At 66.5% G+C, this 23,782-nt stretch carries 15 protein-coding genes and 1 pseudogene; 7 read left to right on the forward strand and 9 right to left on the reverse strand.

From position 1 onward, the window contains the following. Nucleotides 1-36 precede the first annotated feature (36 nt). The 5 genes from ACQ3DC_RS07900 to ACQ3DC_RS07920 form a co-directional block, all read right to left on the reverse strand. Nucleotides 37-474 carry a YybH family protein gene (locus ACQ3DC_RS07900; RefSeq protein ID WP_104997279.1) on the reverse strand — a complete coding sequence of 146 codons (438 nt, stop codon included), beginning with the start codon at nt 472-474 and terminating at the stop codon, nt 37-39. 15 nt (nt 475-489) lie between these two features. Next, nucleotides 490-2,301 carry an acetyl/propionyl/methylcrotonyl-CoA carboxylase subunit alpha gene (locus tag ACQ3DC_RS07905; protein ID WP_157238681.1) on the reverse strand — a complete coding sequence of 604 codons (1,812 nt, stop codon included), beginning with the start codon at nt 2,299-2,301 and terminating at the stop codon, nt 490-492. Nucleotides 2,302-2,455: 154 nt separating this feature from the next. Then, on the reverse strand, nt 2,456-3,103 hold the full coding sequence (locus ACQ3DC_RS07910; protein WP_321215773.1) for a Maf family protein: 648 nt from the start codon (nt 3,101-3,103) through the stop codon (nt 2,456-2,458). Nucleotides 3,104-3,112: 9 nt separating this feature from the next. Then, a complete protein-coding gene (locus tag ACQ3DC_RS07915) occupies nt 3,113-5,635 on the reverse strand; it encodes an MMPL family transporter (protein ID WP_430751951.1) in 2,523 nt (840 codons plus the stop codon). Between the two features lie 18 nt (nt 5,636-5,653). Continuing rightward, entirely contained in the window at nt 5,654-6,358 is a 705-nt protein-coding gene (locus tag ACQ3DC_RS07920) for a TetR/AcrR family transcriptional regulator (protein ID WP_323056197.1), read from the reverse strand. Nucleotides 6,359-6,522: 164 nt separating this feature from the next. Between ACQ3DC_RS07920 and ACQ3DC_RS07925 the strand changes: the two genes are divergently transcribed. Continuing rightward, on the forward strand, nt 6,523-7,086 hold the full coding sequence (locus ACQ3DC_RS07925) for a hypothetical protein (RefSeq protein WP_323056196.1): 564 nt from the start codon (nt 6,523-6,525) through the stop codon (nt 7,084-7,086). Between the two features lie 105 nt (nt 7,087-7,191). Here the strand turns inward: ACQ3DC_RS07925 and ACQ3DC_RS07930 are convergent, their stop codons facing one another. The 4 genes from ACQ3DC_RS07930 to ACQ3DC_RS07945 all read right to left on the reverse strand — a co-directional run bounded on the left by ACQ3DC_RS07930 (nt 7,192) and on the right by ACQ3DC_RS07945 (nt 12,461). After that, entirely contained in the window at nt 7,192-8,637 is a 1,446-nt protein-coding gene (locus ACQ3DC_RS07930; protein WP_323056195.1) for a dicarboxylate/amino acid:cation symporter, read from the reverse strand. A gap of 272 nt (nt 8,638-8,909) precedes the next feature. Then, the gene (locus ACQ3DC_RS07935) at nt 8,910-10,595 is read right to left on the reverse strand and encodes a DUF885 domain-containing protein (protein ID WP_430751952.1); all 1,686 of its coding nucleotides are present in this window, start codon (nt 10,593-10,595) and stop codon (nt 8,910-8,912) included. A gap of 40 nt (nt 10,596-10,635) precedes the next feature. Further along, entirely contained in the window at nt 10,636-10,881 is a 246-nt protein-coding gene (locus tag ACQ3DC_RS07940; RefSeq protein ID WP_321215779.1) for an acyl-CoA carboxylase subunit epsilon, read from the reverse strand. After that, complete coding sequence (locus ACQ3DC_RS07945; RefSeq protein WP_157238678.1) at nt 10,878-12,461, reverse strand: acyl-CoA carboxylase subunit beta; 1,584 nt, start codon at nt 12,459-12,461, stop codon at nt 10,878-10,880. The genes ACQ3DC_RS07940 and ACQ3DC_RS07945 overlap by 4 nt, the downstream gene beginning before the upstream one ends. Nucleotides 12,462-12,684: 223 nt before the next feature. Between ACQ3DC_RS07945 and ACQ3DC_RS07950 the strand changes: the two genes are divergently transcribed. The 6 genes and pseudogenes from ACQ3DC_RS07950 to ACQ3DC_RS07975 all read left to right on the forward strand — a co-directional run. Further along, nucleotides 12,685-13,572 carry an SDR family oxidoreductase gene (locus tag ACQ3DC_RS07950; protein ID WP_430751953.1) on the forward strand — a complete coding sequence of 296 codons (888 nt, stop codon included), beginning with the start codon at nt 12,685-12,687 and terminating at the stop codon, nt 13,570-13,572. A gap of 95 nt (nt 13,573-13,667) precedes the next feature. Continuing rightward, on the forward strand, nt 13,668-14,576 hold the full coding sequence (locus ACQ3DC_RS07955; RefSeq protein WP_430751954.1) for a biotin--[acetyl-CoA-carboxylase] ligase: 909 nt from the start codon (nt 13,668-13,670) through the stop codon (nt 14,574-14,576). After that, the gene (locus ACQ3DC_RS07960) at nt 14,569-15,168 is read left to right on the forward strand and encodes a PH domain-containing protein (protein ID WP_430751955.1); all 600 of its coding nucleotides are present in this window, start codon (nt 14,569-14,571) and stop codon (nt 15,166-15,168) included. Before ACQ3DC_RS07955 ends, ACQ3DC_RS07960 begins: the two co-directional genes overlap by 8 nt. Beyond that, entirely contained in the window at nt 15,158-16,282 is a 1,125-nt protein-coding gene (locus tag ACQ3DC_RS07965; RefSeq protein ID WP_321215783.1) for an adenylate/guanylate cyclase domain-containing protein, read from the forward strand. The genes ACQ3DC_RS07960 and ACQ3DC_RS07965 overlap by 11 nt, the downstream gene beginning before the upstream one ends. 117 nt (nt 16,283-16,399) lie before the next feature. After that, complete coding sequence (locus ACQ3DC_RS07970) at nt 16,400-22,564, forward strand: Ig-like domain-containing protein (RefSeq protein ID WP_430751956.1); 6,165 nt, start codon at nt 16,400-16,402, stop codon at nt 22,562-22,564. A 160-nt stretch (nt 22,565-22,724) separates the two neighbouring features. Continuing rightward, nucleotides 22,725-23,782 (forward strand): annotated as a pseudogene (locus ACQ3DC_RS07975) (Ig-like domain-containing protein); the annotation flags it as partial.

Here is a 23,782-nt window from a genome sequence, read left to right on the forward strand (position 1 = left end):
AAGTGTGCCGGTTGGAGACCGGTCTGTCAGCCAATATCAGCTGGCAGGCTGGGTGAGGGAGCGGCGCGACTGCGGCCGCGCGGCGGGGTCCGCGTGCCGGTGCACGAGCTTCCAGTAGCCTTCCTCGCGCCGGAAAATACTGGTGACCCGGAGTGCGAACTCCTCCGCGGCGGCAGCACCGTCCAGGCGTGCCCGGAAATGTTCGGTCTCCACGAGGTAGGCGGTGTCCCGGGCGGTGTAGGACGAGATGGTGTCGAACCCGAGCATCTGTCCGTCCTGGAACTGCCGGGCAGCCTGGTCCAGCCTGGCCTCCACTTGTGCCCAGCCGCGGGCTATCCCGCCGAACGGGTTGGCCAGGGTGACGTCGTCGAGCCGCGAATAGAGCTCCTTGATGGGGCCGGGGTTGCCCTGGGTGATTTCGGGGACGGCAAGGTGGTAGCGGTCCACTTCTTCCTGGAAGCTGGGTGCGAGCATGGGTGCCTCCGGCGCTTAGTCTTCGATGATGGCAATGACAGCGCCGGCAGACACTGTTTCGCCGGATGATGCCTGGAGCCCGATGATGGTTCCCGAGCGGTGCGCGGTCAGCGGCTGCTCCATCTTCATCGCCTCGAGGACCACCACCAGGTCTCCCTCGGTCACAAGGTCGCCGTTCGCGACGGCGACCTTCACGATGGTGCCCTGCATGGGGGAGGTGAGGGCGTTGCCGGTGGCGGCAGCCGGGCCGCCGGAGCGTGAGCGCTTCTTCGATTTGGCGGGCTTGGCTGCCGTTGCCGCCCCGCCCGTTCCCAGGGAACCGAGGGAGGCGGGCAGGACCACCTCGAGCCGCTTGCCGCCCACTTCCACCACCACGCGCCGGCGCTCTTCCGCGCCGTCGGTGTCAGCAACTCCGTCGGGCGTCCAGGCCGGAAGGTTGTTGACGAACTCTGTCTCGATCCACCGGGTGTGGATCTTGAACGGGCCCTCGGCCGGGGCGAATGCGGGATCGGAAACCACCGCGAGGTCGAACGGGATGACGGTGGGAATGCCCTCCACCACCATCTCCTCCAGGGCGCGGCGGGCCCGCTGCAGGGCCTGTGGCCGGCTGGCGCCCGTCACGATCAGCTTGGAGAGCATGGAGTCGAAGTTGCCGCTGATCTCGTCACCCTGTTCGATGCCCGAGTCGATCCGGACTCCGGGGCCAGTGGGATTCTTCAGCACGCGCACGGTGCCGGGAGCCGGCATGAAGTTCCGGCCCGGGTCTTCACCCGTGATGCGGAATTCGATGGAGTGGCCGCGCACCTCGGGGTCGCCGTAGCCGAGCTCTTCGCCACGTGCCAGCCGGAACTGCTCGCGCACCAGGTCGATGCCGGTGACTTCCTCGGAAACGCAGTGCTCCACCTGCAGGCGGGTGTTGACTTCCAGGAAGGAGATGGTGCCGTCCTGTCCCACGAGGAATTCGCAGGTGCCGGCGCCCAGGTAGCCTGCCTCCTTGAGGATGGCCTTGGAGGATTCGTAGAGGCGCCGGTTCTGGTCCTCGGTCAGGAACGGGGCGGGGGCCTCCTCCACCAGTTTCTGGTTGCGGCGCTGCAGGGAGCAGTCGCGGGTGGAGACCACCACGACGTTGCCGTGGGCGTCAGCCAGGCACTGGGTTTCCACGTGCCGGGGGGCGTCCAGGAAGCGCTCGATGAAGCATTCGCCGCGGCCGAAGGCGGCGGTGGCTTCGCGGACGGCCGACTCGTACAGTTCGGGGATTTCTTCCCTGGTCCGGGCCACCTTGATGCCGCGGCCGCCGCCACCGAACGCGGCCTTGATGGCCACCGGCAGGCCGTACTGGTCCACGAAGTCCAGGATCTCCTCGGCGGACTGCACGGGGTCGGCGGTGCCGGGAACCTGGGGGGCGCCCACTTTTTCGGCGATGTGCCGGGCCTGGACCTTGTCGCCGAGGGCAGAGATGGCTTCCGGCGACGGGCCGATCCACGTGATGCCGGCGTCGATCACGCGCGCGGCGAATTCGGCGTTTTCGGCAAGGAAGCCGTAGCCGGGGTGGATGGCGTCGGCGCCGGACTGGAGGGCGGCGTCGATGATCTTGTCCATCACCAGGTAGGACTCGGCCGCGGTGTTCCCGCCCAGGGCGTAGGCCTCGTCAGCGAGGCGGACGTGCAGGGCGTCACGGTCCGGGTCCGCGTAGACCGCCACGGAGGCGATGCCTTCATCACGTGCGGCGCGGATGATGCGGACGGCAATTTCACCGCGGTTGGCGATCAGCACCTTCGTGAGGGTCGACTGCGTGGTTCCTGCGGACTGCTCCAAATTTGCTGACAAGGCGTCTCCTTCTTTCCTTCAGGGAGCCTAGCGCGGTTTTGAGGGTTCCGCCGATATTACTTGCGGAATCCGCGTGTAAACGCTCCAGCCTTTGTAGGGAAGCTACAAGACGCTACGAAATGCGGCGCTTTTACCGCGCCGGGCGGGGCTCCGCTCAAGCGGGCCAGAGGTCGGTGATGCGCACGTTCGCCGAGGCCAGCAGGTCCCGGAGGGTGGAGACGGAAAGCCCGACGACGGTGTGCGGGTCGCCGTCGACCTTCCGGATGAACGCCCCGCCCAGGCCGTCGATGGTGAAGGACCCGGCGCAGTGCAGCGGCTCGCCGGTGGCGATGTAGGCATCGATCTCGGCCGGTTCCATCTCCAGGAAGGAGACCGCGGCGGAGGCAACCGTCCCCAAAGTGGCGCCCGAACCCTGTTCCCCGCCGCCGTCGTCGTCCGGATCGGTGTCCCGGCAGTCCACCAGCCAGTGGCCCGTGTGCAGCACCCCCGTGTTGCCGCTCATCCGCAGCATGCGCTCACGGGCCACGGCGGCGGTGTACGGCTTGCCGTGCGCCTCGCCGTCGAATTCGAAGACGGAATCGCAGCCAAGGACCAGCGCCCCTTCTGCTTCCGGGAGGGCGGCCACGGCTTCGGCCTTTGCCCGGGCAAGCAGCAGCGCGGTGTCATGGGGGTCGGTAACGCCGTACCGGGCCTGGACGGCGTCCTCGTCCACGTCCGAGACCAGGACGGTGTGGCGGATGCCGGCCTCGGCCAGGAGTTTGGTGCGGGCGGGCGACTGGGAGGCGAGAATCAGGCGGGGCACGGTTCCAGCCTAGTGGACCAGTTCCCCGGACGCCCGTGCGGCCTCGGGCCGGCTGAGCTTGGCGCCCTCCACGTCCACATCCGGCAGGATCCGGTCCAGCCAGCGGGGAAGCCACCAGGACTTTTCGCCCAGCAGGTACATCACGGCCGGAACGATGGTCATGCGCACCACGAAGGCGTCCAGGAGCACGCCGAACGCCATCGCGAAGCCCAGCGGCCGGACCATGGTGAGGTGGCTGAAGATGAAGCCGGCGAACACGCTGACCATGATGATCGCGGCGGCGGTCACCACGGCGGCCGCGTGGCGGAAGCCCACCCGGACGGCTTCCTTGGCCGAGGACCCGTGCATGTAGGCCTCGCGCATCCCGGAGGCGATGAACACCTGGTAGTCCATGGCCAGGCCGAACAGCACGCCGATCAGGATGATGGGCAGGAAGCTCAGCACGGCGCCGGGGTTGGCGACGTCGAACACGCCACCCAGCCAGCCCCACTGGTACACGGCCACCACCGCACCGAAGGCAGCGGCGAGGGACAGCAGGAAGCCGCCGGTTGCCAGCAGCGGCACCACGATGGAGCGGAACACCAGCAGGAGCAGGACCAAGGAAAGTCCGACGACGATTGCCAGGTAGGGCGGCAGGGCGTCGCCGAGCTTCGTGGAGACGTCGATGTTGCCGGCGGTCTGGCCGGTGAGGCCCATGGCGACGCCATACTCGGACTGGATGTCGTCATTCAGGCCGCGAAGCTCCGAGACGACCCGGACGGTGCTGGCGCTCGCCGGGCCTTCCTCGGGGATGACCTGGAACACCGCGGTGCGGCGGTCCTCGCTGAGTGCGACGGGCACGGCGGCCACCACGTTGTCCACGGCACGGAGCTTGTCCGCGACGTCGTACTGCAGTGCCTGCGCCTGGGCCTCGTCCAGGTTTTCCGGGAACTCACCCACAGCCACGATGGGGCCGGTGACGCCTTCGCCGAAGCTCCGCGCGGTCAGGTCGTAGGCCTGGTAGGCCTCGGAGTCCACCGGCTCCGAGCCGCCGTCGGGCAGTGCAAGCTGCAGCTGGGTGGCCGGGAGCGCGAGGGTGCCGAGGAGGAGCACCCCGGCCAGGAGCGCCACGATGGGGTGCCGGGTGACCAGGCCGCCCCAGCCGTGCGTGCTGCGTTCGCGGTCCTTTGCCTCATCGGCTGCTTCATGGCCGGGTTCGGCGTTGTGGGCCTCGGCTTTGGCCCAGGCCCGCCGGGAGATGATGCGGCGCCCGATCAGGGACAGCATGGCCGGAGTGAGGGTGATGGCCACCAGGACAGCCACTGCCACGGTGCCGGCCGCGGCCAGGCCCATCACGGCGAGGAAGGGCAGCCCGGGAACCACCAGGGCCGCAAGGGCGATGATCACGGTCAGCCCGGCGAAGACCACCGCATTGCCGGACGTTCCGGTTGCCCGGGCCACGGATTCCTCCGGATCCATTCCGGCGAGCAGCTGGGTCCGGTGCCGGTTCACGATGAACAGGGAATAGTCGATGCCGACGGCCAGGCCCAGCATGAGGGCCAGCATGGGTGAAATGGAGCTCATGTCGAACAGGCCGGACAGGGCGAACGTGATGCCGACGCCGATGCCGACGCCCACGATCGCCATCAGCAGCGGCAGCCCGGCGGCAACCAGGGTGCCCAGCATGAGGATCAGGACCAGGGCCGCGACGGCGATGCCAATGACCTCGGCCGCGCCGAAGAGTTCGGAGATGTCCTCGGTGATCTCCTTGCTGGCATAGGCGGTCACGCCGGCAGCGGAAGCTTCGTGGGCGATGTCCTGGACCTGCTGGCGGACCTCCGGGCTGAGGCCATTGATGGAGGTGTTGAACTGCACCTGTGCCACTGCCGCGCGCCCGTCCTCCGACACGAAGCGGATGGCGGACGATGCCTCGGCCTGGCGCTTGCCCAGCTCGAGCTTTGCCTTGCCCGCTTCCAGTTCCCGGGTGCCGGCTTCGAGCCGGGCCTGCCCTTCGGCAAGTGCTGCCTTTTGCTGGCCGAGCCGGGCTTCGATCAGGGCCGCCGGGGCGCCGGCCGCCGCCAGCTGCTGTTCCGCTGCGGCGAGCTGCCCCTGCCCGGCTTCAAGCTGGGCGCGGGAGGCGTCCAGCTGTGCCTGGCCTGCGGCAAGCTGCTGCTCGCCGTCGGTGATGGCATGGCCGGCCTGGTCCACCTGGGCCTGGGTGGCGAAGGGATCCACGGTGCCGCGGACACCCTGCACGGTCTTGAGCTTCTCCAGGGCCTCAGAGACGGCGGCCCGGCTCCCGGCGGTGAAACCGCCGTCGGGCGCTTCAAAGACGATGGTGGCGGTGCCTCCGGACGCCGAGGGAAGCTCTTCCTTCAGCTTGTCCGCGATCCGCTGCGTCTCAGTGCCTGGGATCTGGAAGTTGTTGGAAAGTGTGCCGTGGAAGGCTGCGGCGGAACCACCCACGGCCACCAGGGCGGCAAGCCACAGTGAGATGACCAGCCAGCGCCGGCGGTAGGAGAATTTGCCCAGGCGGTACAGGAACAGTGCCATGCGAGGAAACCGATCTGATCAGGAGGAACGGGTGGCGGAAGAGGATGGGGCAGGTGCACTGCCTGTGGTGAAGCCTGAGCCGAGCAGTGCCATGGCGTCGATCAGCAGTTGCCGCAGCTCGGCCAGGGATGCCGGCGAGAGGTCCGCGCCGCGGCGGGCAAACCAGACCTCCATTGCCGCCTTGCCGCAGGAGATGACGGAACCGGCCAGGGCACGGAGGTAGAGCTCGTTTTCGGCGCCCGGAGTGGCGGCAGCCCGGCTGCGTGCCACGGCGGTGATCTGTTCCCGGCAGTGGTCCCATGCTTCCAGTTCGGAGTGGGACATAAGCGTGCTCTGCTGGGTCAGGGTGAAGAGTTCTGCCAGCGGGGCCACTGTCATGGGGTCCGCCAGCGCCATCAGGGCCTCCTGCGCCGACTGCAGGATGGGCTCCTCCGCGGGCCGGAGTTTGAACTGCTGTATCGCGTTATCCAGGAAGCCATGGGTGATGGAGGCCAGGGCGGCGTCGGTGCTGCCGAAGTAGTTGAAGAACGTCCGGCGTGAAATCCCGGCGGCGTCTGCGATGTCCTCAACCGTGAAGTTGCCGGGGCCCTTGGTTCGCAGGAGGCCCAGTGCGGCGTCGGTAATGGCCTGGCGGGTGGCCGCCTTGTTCAGCTCGCGGCGCGATGGTGCGGCCGGTGGCGGGACGGAGGTTCCCTCTTGGACAGACTCTGCAGAAACAGTCACCCGTTTACACTATGTGCAACTTTGCACTCTGCGCAACTTACTTTCACAGGAGAATGAAAGGTTCCGAACAGGCCCCGCATGACTTGCTGCCCAATTCTGGAAGTGTCCCGAAAAGGACCAATCATTAGCAGCCGTCACCCGACGGCGGATCCAGGAGACACGTAATGTCACGCACAAAGAAGATGACCCTTGGCCTGTCAGCTACGGCGCTGGCCCTTGGTGCCGGTATCGGAGTTGCCGGCATGGCCTCCGCCACCACCGCACCCGCTCCCACGCCCAGTGCCAGCTCCAGCGCGTCCCCGGACGGGAGCACCGGCACCGCTCCCGGCGGAGGCATGGGCAAGCACGGCCGGGGCGGCGAACGGGGCGTAGCCCAGGCAGCCGCGCTCGCCGGGAAGCTGGGTGTCGACGAAGCCAAGGTGGCCGAAGCGCTCCAGGCCTTCCGCGAAGCCAATAAGCCTGCCACGCCGCCTGCGGAGGGGGAGAGGCCGGACCCCGCCGCCCGCGATGCCGCGCTGGCCAAGTCGCTTGCCGAATCGCTGGGCATCGAGGAGTCCAAGGTCACTGCTGCTCTGGAGGAGCTCCGCACGGAGAGGCAGGCCGCGAAGGCTGCGGCCCTCAAGACGCGGCTGGACCAGGCCGTCACGGACGGAAAGCTGACGCAGGCCGAGGCCGACGCTGTCACCAAGGCGGTGGAAAACGGCATAATCGGCGGCGGCGGTCACTGACGCGGCCATGACGCCAAGTGGGCCAGCCGCCTAACGCAGTAGAAGTTCCCGGGAAGACTTCCCGGGAACTTCTACTGTGTTGTTGCAGGGGGTGAGCAGAGGCCCTTAGGCCTTCGCGTCGTCCAGTTCACGCGAGGCGGTGTCCGTGGCGGTTCCGTCGGACGGGGCATCGGTATCAGCGCCGGCAACAGAATCGTCCACGAAGGGCGTGCCGTTGCGGGGAGCGTTGTACAGCTGCTCGTCGAGGATGCCCTGGCGCTTGGCCACGATGGTGGGGACGAGTGCCTGCCCGGCCACGTTCACTGCGGTTCGGCCCATGTCCAGGATGGGATCGATGGCCAGGAGGAGTCCGACGCCGGCCAGCGGCAGTCCCAGCGTTGACAGCGTCAGCGTGAGCATCACCACGGCTCCGGTGGTTCCCGCGGTGGCAGCGGAACCGAGGACGGACACCAGAGCGATCAGCAGGTACTGGGTGAAGTCCAGCTGGATGCCGAAGAACTGGGCCACGAAGATCGCGGAGATGGCGGGGTAGATGGCGGCGCAGCCGTCCATCTTGGTGGTGGCGCCCAGCGGAACGGCGAAGGAGGCGTAGGCGCGGGGGACGCCCAGGCTTCGTTCGGTGACGCGCTGGGTCAGGGGCAGGGTTCCCACGGAGGAGCGGGAGACGAAGGCCAGCTGGACGGCAGGCCACACGCCCGAGAAGTACTGCTTGACGGAGAGGCCGTGGGTGCGGACAAGGATGGGATAGACCGCGAAGAGCACCAGGGCAAGGCCCGCGTAGATGGCGAAGGTGAACTTGCCGAGGGCCCCGATGGTGTCCCAGCCGTAGACAGCCACCGCGTTGCCGATCAGGCCCACGGTGCCCAGGGGTGCGATGCGGATGATCCACCAGAGCACCTTTTGGATGACAGCCAGTGCGGAGGCGTTCAGGTTCAGGAACGGTTCGGCAGCCTTGCCCACCTTCAGCGCGGCAACGCCGACGGCGATGGCAATCACCAGGATCTGGAGCACGTTGAAGCTGACCGAGGTGGTGACGGCGCCGGACTCGGCAACGGTGGAGCTGGCGCCCAGTCCCAGGAAGTTCTTGGGGAACAGGCCGACCAGGAAGGCCCACCAGTCACCGGACTTGCCGGAGTACTTGGCTTCCTGGGTGATGCCCGTGTTGGCGCCGGGCTGTAGGAGAACGCCCAGCCCGATGCCGATCAGTACGGCGATCAGCGACGTGATGGCGAACCACAGCAGGGTGTTCCAGGCCAGCTTCGCGGCGTTGGACACCTGGCGAAGGTTGGAAATGGAGCTGACCACAGCGGTGAAGATCAGGGGTACGACGGCGGTCTGCAACAGGGACACATAGCTGGAGCCGATGGTCTGCAGCGTGGCGCCGAGGCCGTTCGGGGCTGCCTTGGTGCTGCCGGTGTACTTGGCCAGCAGGCCGAGGCCCAGCCCCACGATGAGGGCGGCGATGATCTGGACGCCGAACGAGCCGGCCCACTTGGGCAGCTGGAAGCCGGTCTTCCCGGCAGGGGAGGGGGTGCTTGTCTGAGTGCTCACCCGAACACGCTAGAGCCACCCCGAATACCACGGCGAACGAACATTGAGAAATATTACGCGTCCATCGATCCGGCCTGCGCCCAAAAACCCCGGGAAATCAAGGTTGTACGGCGGCCATGTTACTTATTCCCTGCCTGAGTGTGCTTAACATCTCGCGCGATACGGCAAAAGGCCCGACGTGGGTGCCTTCCGTCAGCTTGCGTCAAAGCGACGAAGGAGCAGCAAGCAGAGGAAGGCACCCTCGGCGGGCCGGGGCGACTGCGGAGCCAGAGCTAGGAAAGCAGTGCCCGCCTCAGGGTGTCCAGTCCTACGGAGCCGATGTTCAAAGCCCTTGTGTGGAACTCCTTGAGGTTGAACCCGGGGCGGGCTTCGAGTTCGGCGCGGATCTGCTCCCACAGGCGCTGGCCAACTTTGTAGGAGGGCGCCTGGCCGGGCCAGCCCAGGTAGCGGGTGAACTCGAAATTCAGCTGGCCTTCACTGATGGGCAGGTTTGCCTTCAGGAATTCATATCCTTTGTCCGGGGTCCAGGTGCCGGAGCCCCAGCGTTCCGGCATCTCCAGTTCAAGGTGGACGCCGATGTCGAACACCACGCGGGCGGCGCGCATCCGCTGCATGTCCAGCATGCCCATGTGGTCGCCCGGGTCGCTCAAGTAGCCAAGTTCCTGCATCAGCTTCTCGGCGTACAGTGCCCAGCCTTCGCCGTGGCCCGAAGTCCAGCACACGTTGCGCCGCCACTTGTTCAGCAACTCGCGGCGGTAGGTGGCGGTGGCCACTTGGAGGTGGTGGCCCGGGACGCCCTCGTGGTAGACAGTGGTGGTTCCGGCCCAGGTGGTGAACGTGTCCTCACCGGCGGGGACTGACCACCACATGCGGCCCGGTCGGCTGAAGTCGTCGGACGGGCCGGTGTAGTAGATGCCGCCCTCGTCGGTGGGGGCAATGAGGCATTCCAGCGTCTTCATGACGTCGGGGATGTCGAAGTGGACGCCGGCAAGCTCGGCCACGGCTTTGTCGGAGAGTTCCTGCATCCACCGCCGCAGCGCGTCCTTGCCCTTCAGCTGGCGGGCGGGATCGTTGTCCAGGATCTCCTTGGCCTCGGCGATCGTGGCGCCGTCCTTGATGGTGTGGGCCACCTGTTCCTGCTCGGCGATGAGTCGGTCCAGTTCCTCCACGCCCCACGCGTAGGTCTCTTCGAGGTCCACGGCGGCGCCGAGGAAGGACCGGGAGGCGAGGGCGTAACGGGCCCGGCCCACGGCATCCTTTTCGGGCGCTGCGGGCAGCAGCTCTGCGCGGAGGAAGTCCGCCAGCCCGGCGTAGGCTGCCCTGGCGGCGGCAGCACCGGCGTCGAGCTCTTCCCGGATGGCTGGGGGCAGCGGCCCGGCGGCAGTGGCTGCCCCCGCCGCCAGCTTCGCGAAGAAGCCATCCTCCGCGGCGTACTTCGTCACCTGCTCAATGACGATCTTCACCTGGCGGGCGGCGGCCACCCGGCCGGCGTCCTTCGCCTGCCGCAGGGATTCTGTATACCCGGCGATGGCGCCGGGTACGTTGGACGCGCGGCCGGCAATATGCCGCCAGTCCTGTTCGGTCTCCGTGGGCATAAGGTCGAAGATCGCCCGGATGTCTTGGGCGGGGGAGGCAATGTTGTTCAGGTCGGCGTAATCCCATCCCGAGGCGTGGATCAGCAGCTGCAGGCCCAGCCGCTCCCGCATGGCGTCCAGGGTGACCGCGTCAACGTCGTCCTCCGGCTCGAGGCCTTCGAGGTCAACCAGGGCCTTCCGGGCGGCCTCCGCGAATTCGGCGATGCCTGCGGGGGAGAAGTCCTGGTATTCGGTTTCGTGTCCGGCAAGGCCAAGGGTGGTGGCGAAGGACGGATTGAGCCTGATGAGCGTCTCGGTGTAGTCATCTGCGACGGCGTCAATCCGGGTGTGCGGGCGGGCGGCAGGAGAGGTGTCTGTAGTCACACTCCGAGACTAGCGCCCGGAATCCGGGAAGGCCTGCCTTTCAGCCGCGGCTTCGCTTCCACGCTCCGGGGCCGGGGGTGGGCTCCAGCCTCAGCTGCTGGCGGCGGACCCAGTGCCGCACCGGCGGCTTCTCCGTCTCCGCCTGTTCTGCACCGCCCAGGGAAAGTACGACGGCGGTCAGCGCCGCCAGTTCCTCGGCGGTGGGCTGCCCCTTGACGATGGACAGCAGGGGTTCAGCGGGTGCCTCGGTTTCGGCAGCCTTGGCCACCGGCTTTTCCGCGTTCACAGCGGGATGTTCCCATGCTTCTTGGCGGGGAGGCTGGCGCGCTTGTCGCGCAGGGCACGCAGGCCCTTGATGATCTGCAGCCGCGTCTCGGACGGGGCGATGACGGCGTCAACGTAGCCGAGTTCAGCCGCCTGGTAGGGGTTGAGGAGCTCTTCCTCGTACTGCCGGATGACCTCGGCGCGCCGTGCTTCGACGTCGCCGCCGGCCTCCGCAACCGCCGCAAGGTCGCGGCGGTACAGGATGTTGACGGCACCCTGGGCACCCATCACGCCGATCTGGGCGGTTGGCCAGGCGAGGTTGAGGTCGGCGCCGAGCTTCTTGGAGCCCATCACGATGTAGGCGCCGCCGTAGGCCTTGCGGGTGATCACGGTGAGCTTGGGAACCGTGGCTTCGGCGTAGGCATACAGGAGCTTGGCGCCGCGGCGGATGATGCCCTGGAATTCCTGGTCCTTGCCGGGCAGGAAGCCGGGAACGTCCACCAGGGTAATGATGGGGATGTTGAACGCGTCGCAGTGGCGGACGAACCGGGCAGCCTTTTCCGAGGCGGCGATGTCCAGCGTGCCGGCGAACTGCAGGGGCTGGTTGGCGACGATGCCCACCGTGTGGCCCTCCACCCGGCCGTAGCCGATCATCACGTTCGGCGCGTAGAGGGCCTGCATCTCCAGGAAGTGGCCGTCGTCCACGATCTGCTCAACCACGGTGCGCATGTCGTAGGGCTGGTTGGCGGAATCAGGGACCAGCGCGTCCAGGGCGAGGTCGTCGTCGTCGAGCTCCAGTTCCTGCGTGTGCTCCAGGACGGGTGCCTCCGAAAGGTTGTTGGACGGCAGGAAGTCCAGCAGTTCGCGCACGAACTCGATCGCGTCCGCTTCGTCCGAGGCGAGGTAGGTGGAGGTGCCCGTGGTGGCATTGTGCTGCCGCGCACCGCCGAGGGTTTCCATGTCAACGTCCTCTCCGGTGACCGTCTTGATGACGTCCGGACCGGTGATGAACATGTGGGAGGTCTTGTCCACCATCACCACGTAGTCGGTGAGCGCGGGGGAGTAAGCAGCGCCGCCTGCCGACGGGCCCATGATGAGCGAAATCTGCGGGACCACGCCGGACGCGTGGACGTTGTTCCGGAAGATGTCCGCAAACATGGCCAGCGAGGCAACGCCTTCCTGGATGCGTGCTCCGCCGCCGTCCAGGATGCCCACCACGGGGCAGCCGTTGCGCAGCGCAAACTCCTGCACCTTGACGATCTTTTCGCCGTTGACCTGGCTCAGCGACCCGCCGTAAACCGAGAAGTCCTGGCTGTACACGGCCACCAGGCGCCCGTCCACGGTGCCGTAACCGGAAACCAGTCCATCACCGAGCGGCTTTTTCTTCTCCATGCCGAACGCCGTGGAACGGTGTACAGCCAGGGCATCGAATTCAACGAAGGAGTCCTGGTCGAGGAGGAGCGCAATGCGCTCCCGGGCCGTATTCTTGCCGCGCGCATGCTGCTTTTCGATTGCTTCGGGACCGGAGGGCTGTTCGGCACGCGCCTGGCGGTCGCGGAAATCGGCGATCTTTCCCGCTGTCGTTGTCAGATCGTGGCTCATCAAGTATCTCCGGCTCTGTAGCAGATTGATTCTGTGGTGCTGTGAATGCTGGCGGGCTGTGGCACTGAGGTTTAAGTAGCTTCCACACAACAGGCGAACCCTGCTGGCAAGTCTAGTGACGCTTACGGCGGCTGCGGCTGTAGGGAACCTACAATTTTCTGCGCCGTCATCAGCAGTAGCGCCATGTTACTTGCCGGTAACTTAGTTGGGTTACAGTGGTGCCATGACTTCGAGCAATGACGCTTCGCGTGCCCTCGGCGGACCCTACCAGGCTGCCGGTTCACTCAAGGGAAGGACCATCCTCATCTCCGGCGGGAGCAGGGGTATCGGCCTGGCAATCGCCCTGCGCGCGGCGCAGGACGGCGCCAATATCGTGCTGATGGCCAAGACGGGGGAGCCGCACCCAAAACTGGCCGGGACTGTCCACACAGCTGCCCGGGAACTGGTGGAGGCGGGCGGACAGGCGCTTCCCCTGGTGGGTGACGTCCGGAATGACGACGACGTCGCGGGCGCCGTGGCGGCAGCAGTGGAACGGTTCGGGGGCATCGACGCCGTCATCAACAATGCTTCCGCCATCGACCTTTCCCGGACCGATGACGTGGACATGAAAAAGTACGACCTCATGCAGGACATCAATGTCCGCGGAACCTTCCTGATGTCCAAGCTGGCGCTCCCGGCGCTCCGGGCCTCCGACCAGGGCCACATCCTTACGCTCTCCCCGCCACTGAACCTCGATCCCCGCTGGGCGGGAAAGCACCTTGCCTACACCATGGCTAAGTACGGGATGAGCCTTACAACCCTCGGCCTTGCAGAGGAGCTGAAGGCTGACGGAATCCGGGTGAATTCGCTCTGGCCGCGCACCCTCATTGATACCGCGGCCATCAGGAACATGCCGCACGGGGAAAGGATCGTCCAGGCCGCCCGGGGTGCGGAGATCATGGCGGACGCAGCCCATGCCGTGCTTACGGGCTCCAACCTCACGGACGGCGGCCGGCCAAGCGGCAACTTCTACACGGATGAGGAAGTGCTCGCGGCAGCGGGGGTCACCGACTTCCGGCCGTACAGCCTTGGCGCTCCCGAAGACCAGCTGGTGCCGGACATTTTCCTCTAGCCTCCGCTTCCCCTGGCCTCCGCCGTCGTCCTTCCGGTTCCCGCGGGCCGGCACGCCGGGCTGCCAGGACTAAGCCGGGTCGGTAGAGTTTAGCTATGGATGACGCACATGCCCCCGGCACGCCACTGGACCGGAGGGCCCTCGCGGACCAGCACTTTCTGTCCGCGGCCGGCATCCCGCGGCTCGACGTTGTTAACTCCACCGGCTCCACCAACGCCGATCTCCTTCGCTCTGTCACGGTGGAGCCTTCGGCCTGGCCGGACATGTCAGTGCTGACCGCGGAGTACCAGACGGCGGCCCGCGGCCGCCTGGACAGGCGCTGGGAAGCGCCGCCCCTGAGCTCCGTCTCCGTTTCCGTCGTTCTGCGGCCGGCCAACGCCGAAGGAAGGCCGCTTCCCACCCAGAGCTATTCCTGGCTTTCCCTCATCGGCGCCCTGGCGCTGCGGGAAACCCTCCTGGAAACGGCCGGCCTGCCTGCCGAGTTGAAGTGGCCCAACGACGTCCTGGTGCGCGGCAGGAAGATCGCGGGAATCCTGGCCCAGCTGGGCCCCATGGTGGACGGCTCCGCGCCCCCGGTCATCCTGGGAACCGGTTTGAATGTCACCCTCCAGGCGGCCGAACTCCCGGTCCCCACCGCCACGTCGGTGGTGCTGGAGTCACCGCGCACTGCGGACCGTACGGAGCTGCTGAAGAGCTACCTTCTGCACTTCGCCGTGCTCTACCGCGGCTTCTGCAACGCCGACGGCGACCCGGCGGCAGGCCTGTCCGGCGGCCCTTCGCTGCACAAGCGGGTGGAAGCCGTCCTGACCACCCTGGGCAAGCAGGTGCGGGCGCAGCTGCCGGGCGACCACGAAATTATCGGCCACGCGACCCGCCTCGACGAGTATGGTTCACTGCTGGTGGTGGACCGCGAGTCCAAGGAGCATGTGGTAACGGCCGGCGACGTTGTGCATTTGCGTCCGTGGCATTCCCCGGAGGGTTCCGGCCAGGGCGGTTATGCGTAAAGACCTCGTTCCGGGCGAGCAGGTGATTGTCACCACCCGCCCGCAGCCGAGGAAGCTGGCCGGGGCAGCTGCGGCCTTTATATTTTCACCGGCGCTTGCCGCGTTCGCTTCCGCCTGGGCAACCCGCGGGGAGGCGACCAAGCTCATTCCCGCGCTGACTCCCCGGTGGACGCCGTGGCTGGTGGCCGGGTTTGCCTTGGCGGTGGCGGGGGTCTGGCTGGGTTATTGCCTGCCCCGGCTGCTGCGGTGGCAGGGCACCAGGTACACGCTCACCAGCCGGCGGCTCGTTGCCCGGTCCGGCATCCTGCGGCGACGGGACCAGCAGGTGAACCTGGCTTCGGTGCGCAACCTGACTGTCCATGAATCGGTACTTCAGCGCCTGTTGCGTTCCGGGAATATATCCTTGGAAACCGGGTACCAGGGCGTGGTGACATTCCAGGACGTGCCGGAGGTTGCCACGTTCCGGGATTTCATCCTTGATGCCATCGAGGAATTGCCCGACGAACATGACAGCCAGGCCGGCGGAGCAATGGACGATCCGGCCGGAGCTTTGCCCTGGGAATTGAGAGAAGGTGGACGGGATGAACGATGAGGACCAGCAGGAGCGCGTGGACTCCACCACACCCCCGCCCGCGATGGAGTCCCACCCCGCCACCGGCACCATGTCTGCCGAGCGGCTCGCCATGAAGGCTTTGGAGGCCAGGCTGCTGGGCGGCGAACGCAAGCTCCGGCGCCGCGAAGTCGCCGCCGGCGCCGGGCTGTCCCTGCTGTCCGCACGCAAACTGTGGCGTGCCCTCGGCTTCCCCAACTTCGGCGACGAGGACGTCGCGTTCACTGAACGCGACCAGGCCGCGCTCTCCACCGTGGTGGACCTGGTCCGCTCGGGGAAACTGACCGAGGAAGCCGCCATCTCCGTCACCCGCTCCATCGGGCAGATGACGGACCGGATGGTGGTGTGGCAGATCGAAGCCCTGGTGGAGGACATGGTCCATGAGCAGGGTGTTACCGATGCCGTCGCCCGCAAGCGCCTGGTCAATGAGCTTCCCGCACTGGTGGACGCCCTGGAAGAAATGCTGGTCTACTCCTGGCGGCGCCAGCTCAACGCAGGCGTCCAGCGGCTCGCGGTCCGGGCCGAAGCGGGCCTGCAGGCGAGCGAAGAGGGCCGGGAAGGCGACGAGGACGATGCCCCGCTTCCGCTGGCCCGCGCCGTCGGCTTCGCGGACCTTGTTTCGTATACCAGCCTGTCCCGTCGCATGAACGAAAAAACCCTGGCCCGGCTGGTCCAGCGCTTCGAGAACAAGTGCGCGGAGATCATCTCCGTGGGCGGCGGCCGGCTGGTGAAGACCGTGGGCGACGAAGTCCTCTACATCGCCGAAACCCCGGCCGCCGGTGCCGAGATCTCCCTGGCTCTTGCCCAGGCCTTCACGGAAGACGAAATCCTTCCCGAAGCACGGGTGGCCATGGTGTGGGGAAGGATCCTGTCCCGGCTCGGCGACATCTATGGCCCCACCGTGAACCTGGCCGCCCGCCTCACCACCCTCGCGGATCCCGGCACGGTGCTGGTGGACTCGATGACCGCCTCGGCACTGGAACACGACGAACGGTTCGTGCTGGAACCGCAGCCGCCCGAAAACGTCCGCGGATTCGGCGAAATCCGCCCCGTGCGGCTTAGCCGCGGGCTCGGCAAAGGCTTGGTGCTGGACTAAGGCCTGGGAAAGGCCGGAGGTTTATCCATTTGTTAGCCAATAGGGCTATATTTGTTCTGCCCGGCTGTTAAAGCCGGAAGCCGGCCGTCGCCGGGGTCTACTTGGGGGAACCGATCCATGAATCTTCGCGGGAAAGCACGCGCAAAAGGCGCCGTATCCGCACCCGCGTTCCGCCACAGGCTCTTCCGTTCCCGCCTTTTCGGCAGCACCGCATTTGGGCTGGCGCTCATTGTGCTGGTGGTTGGCGCGGTGCTGTATCCGGGGTTCAAGACCACCGAGGTGGAGTTGAACGACGGCGGGGTGTGGGTGGTCTCGAAGTCGAAGAATGCGGTGGGCCGGCTTAACTACCCCTCCCGCGTTCTTGATGGGGCTGTGACGCCCGCTTCGACGACGTTCGACATCCTGCAGGATGCGGGGGATGTGTTCGTCGATGATGAGACCGGGTCAACACTGAACCAGGTGTCGCCGGCGAACATGCGGCTGGGCGGGGATAAGCAGTTGCCGGGATCGGCGGACGTGAGCTTCGGCTCGGAGGTTATTTCCGTGACGGATGCGGCGTCGGGCAAGGTGTGGGCTGTGTCTCCGTCCACTGTTAATGGTTTTGACGAGGAAGCGTCGGAGCCCGTGATGGTGGGTTCGGAGGGCATTGTCTCGGCGGTCGGGGATGATGACCGGATTTACTCGGCGGACCCCAAGTCCGGCGCGGTGACGGTGACGGCTGTTGACGCCAACGGCGAGGTGACGGCCTCGGAGTCGGAGACCTGGGCCGAGCTGAAGGGTTCGGGGGATCTGCAGATCACGGTGGTGGGGGACAAGCCGGTGCTTTTGGATGCGGCGGCCGGGAAGTTGTTCCTGCCCGGCGGGAAGCGGCTCCAGTTGGAGAATGCGCGGGAGGCGAAGCTGCAGCAGGGCGGCCCTGCCAGCGGTTTCGTGGCCATCGCCACGCGGAAGGCGTTGCTGAAGCAGCCCCTGGACGGATCCACGGCGAAGGCGGTGGCGTTCGACGGCGAGGGCGTGCCGGCTGCCCCGGTCCAGTTGGGCGGGTGTGTGCATGCGGCGTGGTCCGGGGCTAACAAGTATGTGCGGGACTGTGTCAATGATGGTGATGACAAGAACGTTGACGTGCCCAAGGCGAGTGCTTCGCCGTCGTATGTCTTCCGGGTGAACCGGGACCTGGTGGTCCTGAATGACGTGAACTCCGGGAATGTGTGGCTGGTGAACCAGAACATGCAGCTGGTCAACAACTGGGACGACGTCATCCCGCCCAAGGAAACGTCCGATGACGCGGACAAGGATTCCGCCGACGAAGTCCAGCAGACGGTGCTGCCGGACCGCACCAAGCCCAACAGCGCTCCGGTTGCCAAGCCGGACACTTTCGGGGTCCGGGCCGGCAAGACCGCTGTGCTCCCCGTCCTGGACAACGACACTGATCCGGACGGCGACATCCTCACCGTGCGCGCCCCTGATCAGCTTAAGTCCGGCGTTCTCGCCCCGATTTACGGGTCCACCGGCTTCCAGGTCGCCATCCCTGCGGACAAAGCCGGTTCCGAGACCTTCAAATACTCAGTGGACGATGGCCGGGGCCTCACCGCCTCCTCCGACGTCACGCTCAATATCATCCCGGCAGGGGAGAACTCCGCCCCGCGGCAGAAGCCGAACCGCAACACTACGCTCGTTGTGCAGGCGGGCAAGATCGTCAGCCAGAATGTGCTTCCTGACTGGATGGATCCGGACGGCGACGATCTGTACGTGGTCAGCGCTGCGGGCAGCGATCCCCGCGACCAGGTCAAGGTCCGACCGGACGGCCTGCTGACCTTCCAGGACGCCGGAACGGAGCCCGGCCGCAAGGTGGTCACCCTGACCGTTTCCGACGGCCAGTCCACAACGGAAGGCAAGGTCACGGTAGACGTCCGCGCCTCCGGTGCCCTGCCCCCGATCGCCAACGCGGATCACGTGGTGGCCGTCGCAGGCGTCGACGCGGTGATAGCACCCCTGAAAAACGACTCCGACCCCCAGGGCGGCGCCCTCCGCCTGGCCCAGGTCACCCCGGACGGCAACGCCACAGCAACCCTGCGGGCGGACCAGCAGACCTTTACGTTCAACTCCGCGGCCCAGGGACCGCACTACGTCACGTACCTGGTAACCAACGGGCCGGCCAGCGCCCAGCAGCTGGTCCGGGTGGACGTGGTGTCCGGCGACGGTGACGGCGCCCCCGTCGCGGTGCGCGACACAGCCCTGCTGCCAAGCGGCGGAACTGTGCTGGTGGACGTCCTGGGCAATGACTCGGACCCGTCCGGCGGGGTCCTGGTAGTCCAGTCCGTCACAGCTACCGACGGGTTGCCGGTCAGCGTTTCAGTGCTGGACCACGCGGTCATCCGGATCACCGACATCCGGGCGCAAGGCCAGCTCAACGTCAAATACACAATCTCGAACGGCTTGGCCTCGGCCAGTGGCGACATCGCAGTGCTGGTGGTGCCCGCCCCGGCCAAGCTCCAGGCCCCCCAGGCGAAACCCGACGAAGTGTCCGTCCGGGTGGGCGACGTGGTGACCATCCCGGTCCTCGCGAACGACTCCGACCCCAACGGCGGGAAACTCACGCTTGAGCCCGAACTGGCGCAGAAGCCCGACGACACCGACGGACGGATGTTCCACGCCGGGGGCACGTTGCGTTTTATCGCCGGAGACGTGCCCAAGACCGTCTACGCAATCTACAAAGTCACCAATGAATCCGGCCAGTCGGATTCGCAGCAGGTCACCATCCGCATCCGCGCCCGGGACGACGAGCGGAACACCCGTCCCGAGCCGAAGAACCTCACCGCCCGCGTGGTGTCTGGAATGGTGGTTCGGATCCCCGTCCCGCTGGACGGCATCGACTCCGACGGCGACTCCGTGCAGCTCATCGGGGTGGACAAAGCCCCCGCCATGGGAACCGCCGTGGCCAGGGACGGCTACCTCGAATTCACCGCCACGGGCACGGCGGCCGGCACCGATACCTTCACCTACCGGGTCAGGGACAGAATCGGCGCCGAGAACACCGGCACGGTCATTGCGGGCATCGCGCCGCCCGAGGCCAACAACCAGAGACCCATCGCAGTGGACGATTCCGTGGATGTCCGTCCCGGACGCAAGATCGCCGTTGACGCGCTCAGCAACGACTCTGACCCGGACGGTGACCCGATCGGGCTCGTCAGTAACGCGTTTGAAGCCCGGCCGGAACTCGGTGTCGAAACCGCTGACGGCAGGGTGCTGCTTACTGCGCCCGGCAACGCGGGCAATGAGAACGTCAGCTACAAGATCCAGGATGACAAAAAAGCCCAGGGCAGTGCAGTGATCCGGGTCAGCATCTCTCCCGACGCCACGCTGAAGGCGCCGGTGGCGAAGGACGATGTGATCACCCCCGCCGAGACGCTGGGCAAGTCCGCTGTCGACGTGCCGGTGCTGAAGAACGATTCAGACCCCGACGGCGTGGCCGCCGAACTCAAGGTCAGCCTGCCGGACGGCAACCCGAACGCCCGCGTCGGCGGCGACGGCAACGTTGTGGTCGGCCTTGCCGCGGGGGACCAGCTGGTTCCATACACTGTCACCGACGTGGACGGCCAGAGCGCCACTGCTGTCATCTGGGTGCCCGGTCAGGGTGAACAGCACCCCAGCCTGGCCAGGACCGACGTTGTGGAAGTGATGGCCGGCAAGGAAATCACCTTCGCCCTGAGCGAATACGTGCGGGTCCGGGAGGGCCGCTCTCCCCACATTACGCAGGCAGACAAGGTTCAGGTCCAGGGCGCTGACACCCAGGGCGTCATCGCCGGAAACGGTGACGCCCTGCGCTATGCGGCGCTCAAAGACTACGTCGGCCCCGGCTCAGTGACGTTCGAAGTGACAGACGGGTCCGGTCCGGAAGATCCGCAGGGCCTGAAATCCACCCTGACCATCATCACTCGGGTCATTCCGGACCCGGCCGCGAACCACGAGCCCACCTTCAGTGGAACCGACCTTGACGTGCCGAAGGCCGAAACTGCTGCCCTTGAACTGGGCACCCTGGCCAGGGACGTGGATGCCGGGGACCAGGAGAAGCTCAAATTTGAGTTTGACGGGACCATGCCGGAAGGCTTCACTGCCTCCCTCGAGGGGCAGACACTCAAGGTCAGTGCTGCGGCAGGCTCGCCTGCCGGCCGGAAGGGAAACATCCCGCTGAAGGTCACCGACGGCCGATCCGAACCGGTCAAGGCCTCGGTAACAGCCACGGTAGTCGCCTCCAACCGGCCCCTTCCCACAGCCGGGGAAGACGTCATCGAGAAGGCCAACGCGGGCCGGGCCGAGACCATCAACGTCCTCGCCAATGATTTCAACCCCTTTGCCGACACCCCGCTGGAAATCGTTTCAGTGGCGGTGGAAACGGGGTCCGCAACAGGGCAGCCGGTGGTCGCCGGGGACTCGCTCACGGTGACTCCCGCAGAGGGATTCAAAGGCGTCATGGTGCTCCGTTACGTCATTTCGGACAAGACCGATGACCCTTCCCGCCATGCTGACGGCCGGGTGCGCATCACCGTCCGGGATAAGCCGGACCCGCCCTCGGCCCCCACCGCCACGGACGTGCGCAGCCGGACGGCTGTGCTCAAATGGGCGCCGCCGTCAGACAACGGCGCCACCATCACCGGCTACACCGTGCGCTCCAACACCGGATTTGAACAACAGTGCGCCACCACCACGTGCACTTTGAGCGGTCTGACCAACGACGTGAAGTACGTCTTCACTGTGACCGCCACGAATGAGGTGGGCGACTCCCAGGCGTCTGCGCAGTCCAACGAGATCCGGCCCGACGAAAAGCCGTCCCCGCCGGAGGCGCCCACGGTCAAAGCCGGCGACAAGAACATGGTGATCGACTGGCCCCCTGCCAGGAGCGAGGGTTCGGCCGTCAAGAGCTACAACCTGGAGATCTCGCCACCGCCGGCCAGCGGCATCGCCGTGAAAAACGGGGTCACGGGCCTGACCTACACCTGGCCTGGCCTGACGAACGGCGTCCGCTACAAGGTGCGCGCCCAGGCGGTCAACGAGCTGGGCCCGTCCGACTGGGGCATCTACTCCTCCGAAGACAACCCTGCCGGCGTGCCCGCTGCGCCCGCGGCACCGACCTCCGCCGTGGCGTCTGCTGTGGGGAGCACCAACCAACTGCGCGTGAACTGGACCGAACCCGACACCAACGGTGACGCGATCAGAAACTACTACGTCACCATGAGCGGCGGCGGCGGCGCGCCGCAGACCCAGGCCATCCCGGGCACGGTACGCACGGCCAACTTCACGGCCAACAATTCCGAAGCCGAATACACCTTCACCGTCCAGGCGGAAAACAAGGCCGGCAAGGGCGCCGTCAGTCCCGCTTCGGCACCCCGGCGCGCCACCGGCAAGCTGGGCCAGGTCTCCGGAGTGACGGCCGCCGCGGCAGACACCGGCGGCGCTGGGCGACAGGTGACCATCAACTTCAAGGAACTAACGGCGGCCGAACGCAACGGGTCGGCGTATGGCGAGGTCAGCTACAGCTACAACGCCAGCACCGGGCAAACCGGTCCCATCAGGCCCGGGCAAACCGTGGGTGGCTTCACGAACGGTACGCCCACGTCCATCACGGTGGTGGCCAACTCAAGTGTGGCACCGAGTTCAGACGCCAGCACGGCCGCCACCACCACGCCGCACGGCGCACCCGGCACACCCTCTGCGACAGGGCAGAACGGCGGGCAAAACCAGAAGTCGCTGAGCTTCAGCTGGACCTCGCCGTCCACGGCCACCAACGATGTCGCCTACACGCAGATCAACATTGACGGCCGGGGCTGGGAAAGGGTGGCGGCTTCGGGAAGCCGGACAGTGAACACCGGCGGCTTCGACGAGCCCCACTCGATCCAGGTGCAGACCGTGAATTCCATAGGGAACGGCGGAGGCGTCGCCGAGGCGACCGCCAGGTCCGGGCCGGCCAAGACGGAGTGGGGCAACTCAATCGTTGGCTACCGGACGTGTACTGATGCGCCTGCCTCAGGCCAGACCTCGTGGCGGTCGCCGACGGGCGCGGAACACACCTGCGATGGTGTGGTCAGCGGCTATCCCTGGATCTACGGCTCCGGCCCAACCTTCACCGTCAACTGCTTTATGTGGCGGACCGTCCCCGACGCCCGGGGCACCTACAAGTGGTACCGCATCAGTTCGCATCCTGATGGGCGCTACGTTGGCCGCACCGTCCAGGTCGGCAACACCACCTTGGGTGAGCCTGAGGGACATGGAATCCCGCAATGCTAGAAGTAACGGGCAGCGCCACAGGTGGCACGGCGGGGGAGCGCTCCCCATCGCGGCCGCCGTCCTGCTTCGGTAGGCTAACCCGGGAACAGAGAGCCCTATACCGGGTCTTTGGACGGGCTGGCCTGGGGGCCGCCACAAATTTCAGGGGAAAAGTAAAGCTGTGACAACTCTGCTGGGGAAGCTTGGGCTGAAAAGACGCCACAAAAAACTCGTCACGGGCACTGCCTTCAGTGCCGTCGTCGCTGTCCTGGTCACCGGTGCCGTGCTGTATCCGGGGTTCAAGACCACCGAGGTGGAGTTGAACGACGGCGGGGTGTGGGTGGTCTCGAAGTCGAAGAATGCGGTGGGCCGGCTTAACTACCCCTCCCGCGTTCTTGATGGGGCGGTGACGCCCGCTTCGACGACGTTCGACATCCTGCAGGATGCGGGGGATGTGTTCGTCGATGATGAGACCGGGTCAACACTGAACCAGGTGTCGCCGGCGAACATGCGGCTGGGCGGGGATAAGCAGTTGCCGGGATCGGCGGACGTGAGCTTCGGCTCGGAGGTTATTTCCGTGACGGATGCGGCGTCGGGCAAGGTGTGGGCTGTGTCTCCGTCCACTGTTAATGGTTTTGACGAGGAAGCGTCGGAGCCCGTGATGGTGGGTTCGGAGGGCATTGTCTCGGCGGTCGGGGATGATGACCGGATTTACTCGGCGGACCCCAAGTCCGGCGCGGTGACGGTGACGGCTGTTGACGCCAACGGCGAGGTGACGGCCTCGGAGTCGGAGACCTGGGCCGAGCTGAAGGGTTCGGGGGATCTGCAGATCACGGTGGTGGGGGACAAGCCGGTGCTTTTGGATGCGGCGGCCGGGAAGTTGTTCCTGCCCGGCGGGAAGCGGCTCCAGTTGGAGAATGCGCGGGAGGCGAAGCTGCAGCAGGGCGGCCCTGCCAGCGGTTTCGTGGCCATCGCCACGCGGAAGGCGTTGCTGAAGCAGCCCCTGGACGGATCCACGGCGAAGGCGGTGGCGTTCGACGGCGAGGGCGTGCCGGCTGCCCCGGTCCAGTTGGGCGGGTGTGTGCATGCGGCGTGGTCCGGGGCTAACAAGTATGTGCGGGACTGTGTCAATGATGGTGATGACAAGAACGTTGACGTGCCCAAGGCGAGTGCCTCGCCGTCGTATGTCTTCCGGGTGAACCGGGACCTGGTGGTCCTGAATGACGTGAACTCCGGGAA

It is taken from the genome of Paenarthrobacter sp. NEAU-H11, from assembly GCF_050573415.1.
Lineage (GTDB): Bacteria > Actinomycetota > Actinomycetes > Actinomycetales > Micrococcaceae > Arthrobacter.

Coding starts and splice junctions, on each gene's coding strand:
- ACQ3DC_RS07900 (WP_104997279.1), bottom strand. CDS start 474: ATGCTCGCACCCAGCTTCCAGGAAGAAGTGGACCGCTACCACCTTGCC.
- ACQ3DC_RS07945 (WP_157238678.1), bottom strand. CDS start 12,461: ATGAGCCACGATCTGACAACGACAGCGGGAAAGATCGCCGATTTCCGC.
- ACQ3DC_RS07970 (WP_430751956.1), top strand. CDS start 16,400: ATGAATCTTCGCGGGAAAGCACGCGCAAAAGGCGCCGTATCCGCACCC.
- ACQ3DC_RS07965 (WP_321215783.1), top strand. CDS start 15,158: ATGAACGATGAGGACCAGCAGGAGCGCGTGGACTCCACCACACCCCCG.
- ACQ3DC_RS07955 (WP_430751954.1), top strand. CDS start 13,668: ATGGATGACGCACATGCCCCCGGCACGCCACTGGACCGGAGGGCCCTC.
- ACQ3DC_RS07960 (WP_430751955.1), top strand. CDS start 14,569: ATGCGTAAAGACCTCGTTCCGGGCGAGCAGGTGATTGTCACCACCCGC.
- ACQ3DC_RS07950 (WP_430751953.1), top strand. CDS start 12,685: ATGACTTCGAGCAATGACGCTTCGCGTGCCCTCGGCGGACCCTACCAG.
- ACQ3DC_RS07915 (WP_430751951.1), bottom strand. CDS start 5,635: ATGGCACTGTTCCTGTACCGCCTGGGCAAATTCTCCTACCGCCGGCGC.
- ACQ3DC_RS07925 (WP_323056196.1), top strand. CDS start 6,523: ATGTCACGCACAAAGAAGATGACCCTTGGCCTGTCAGCTACGGCGCTG.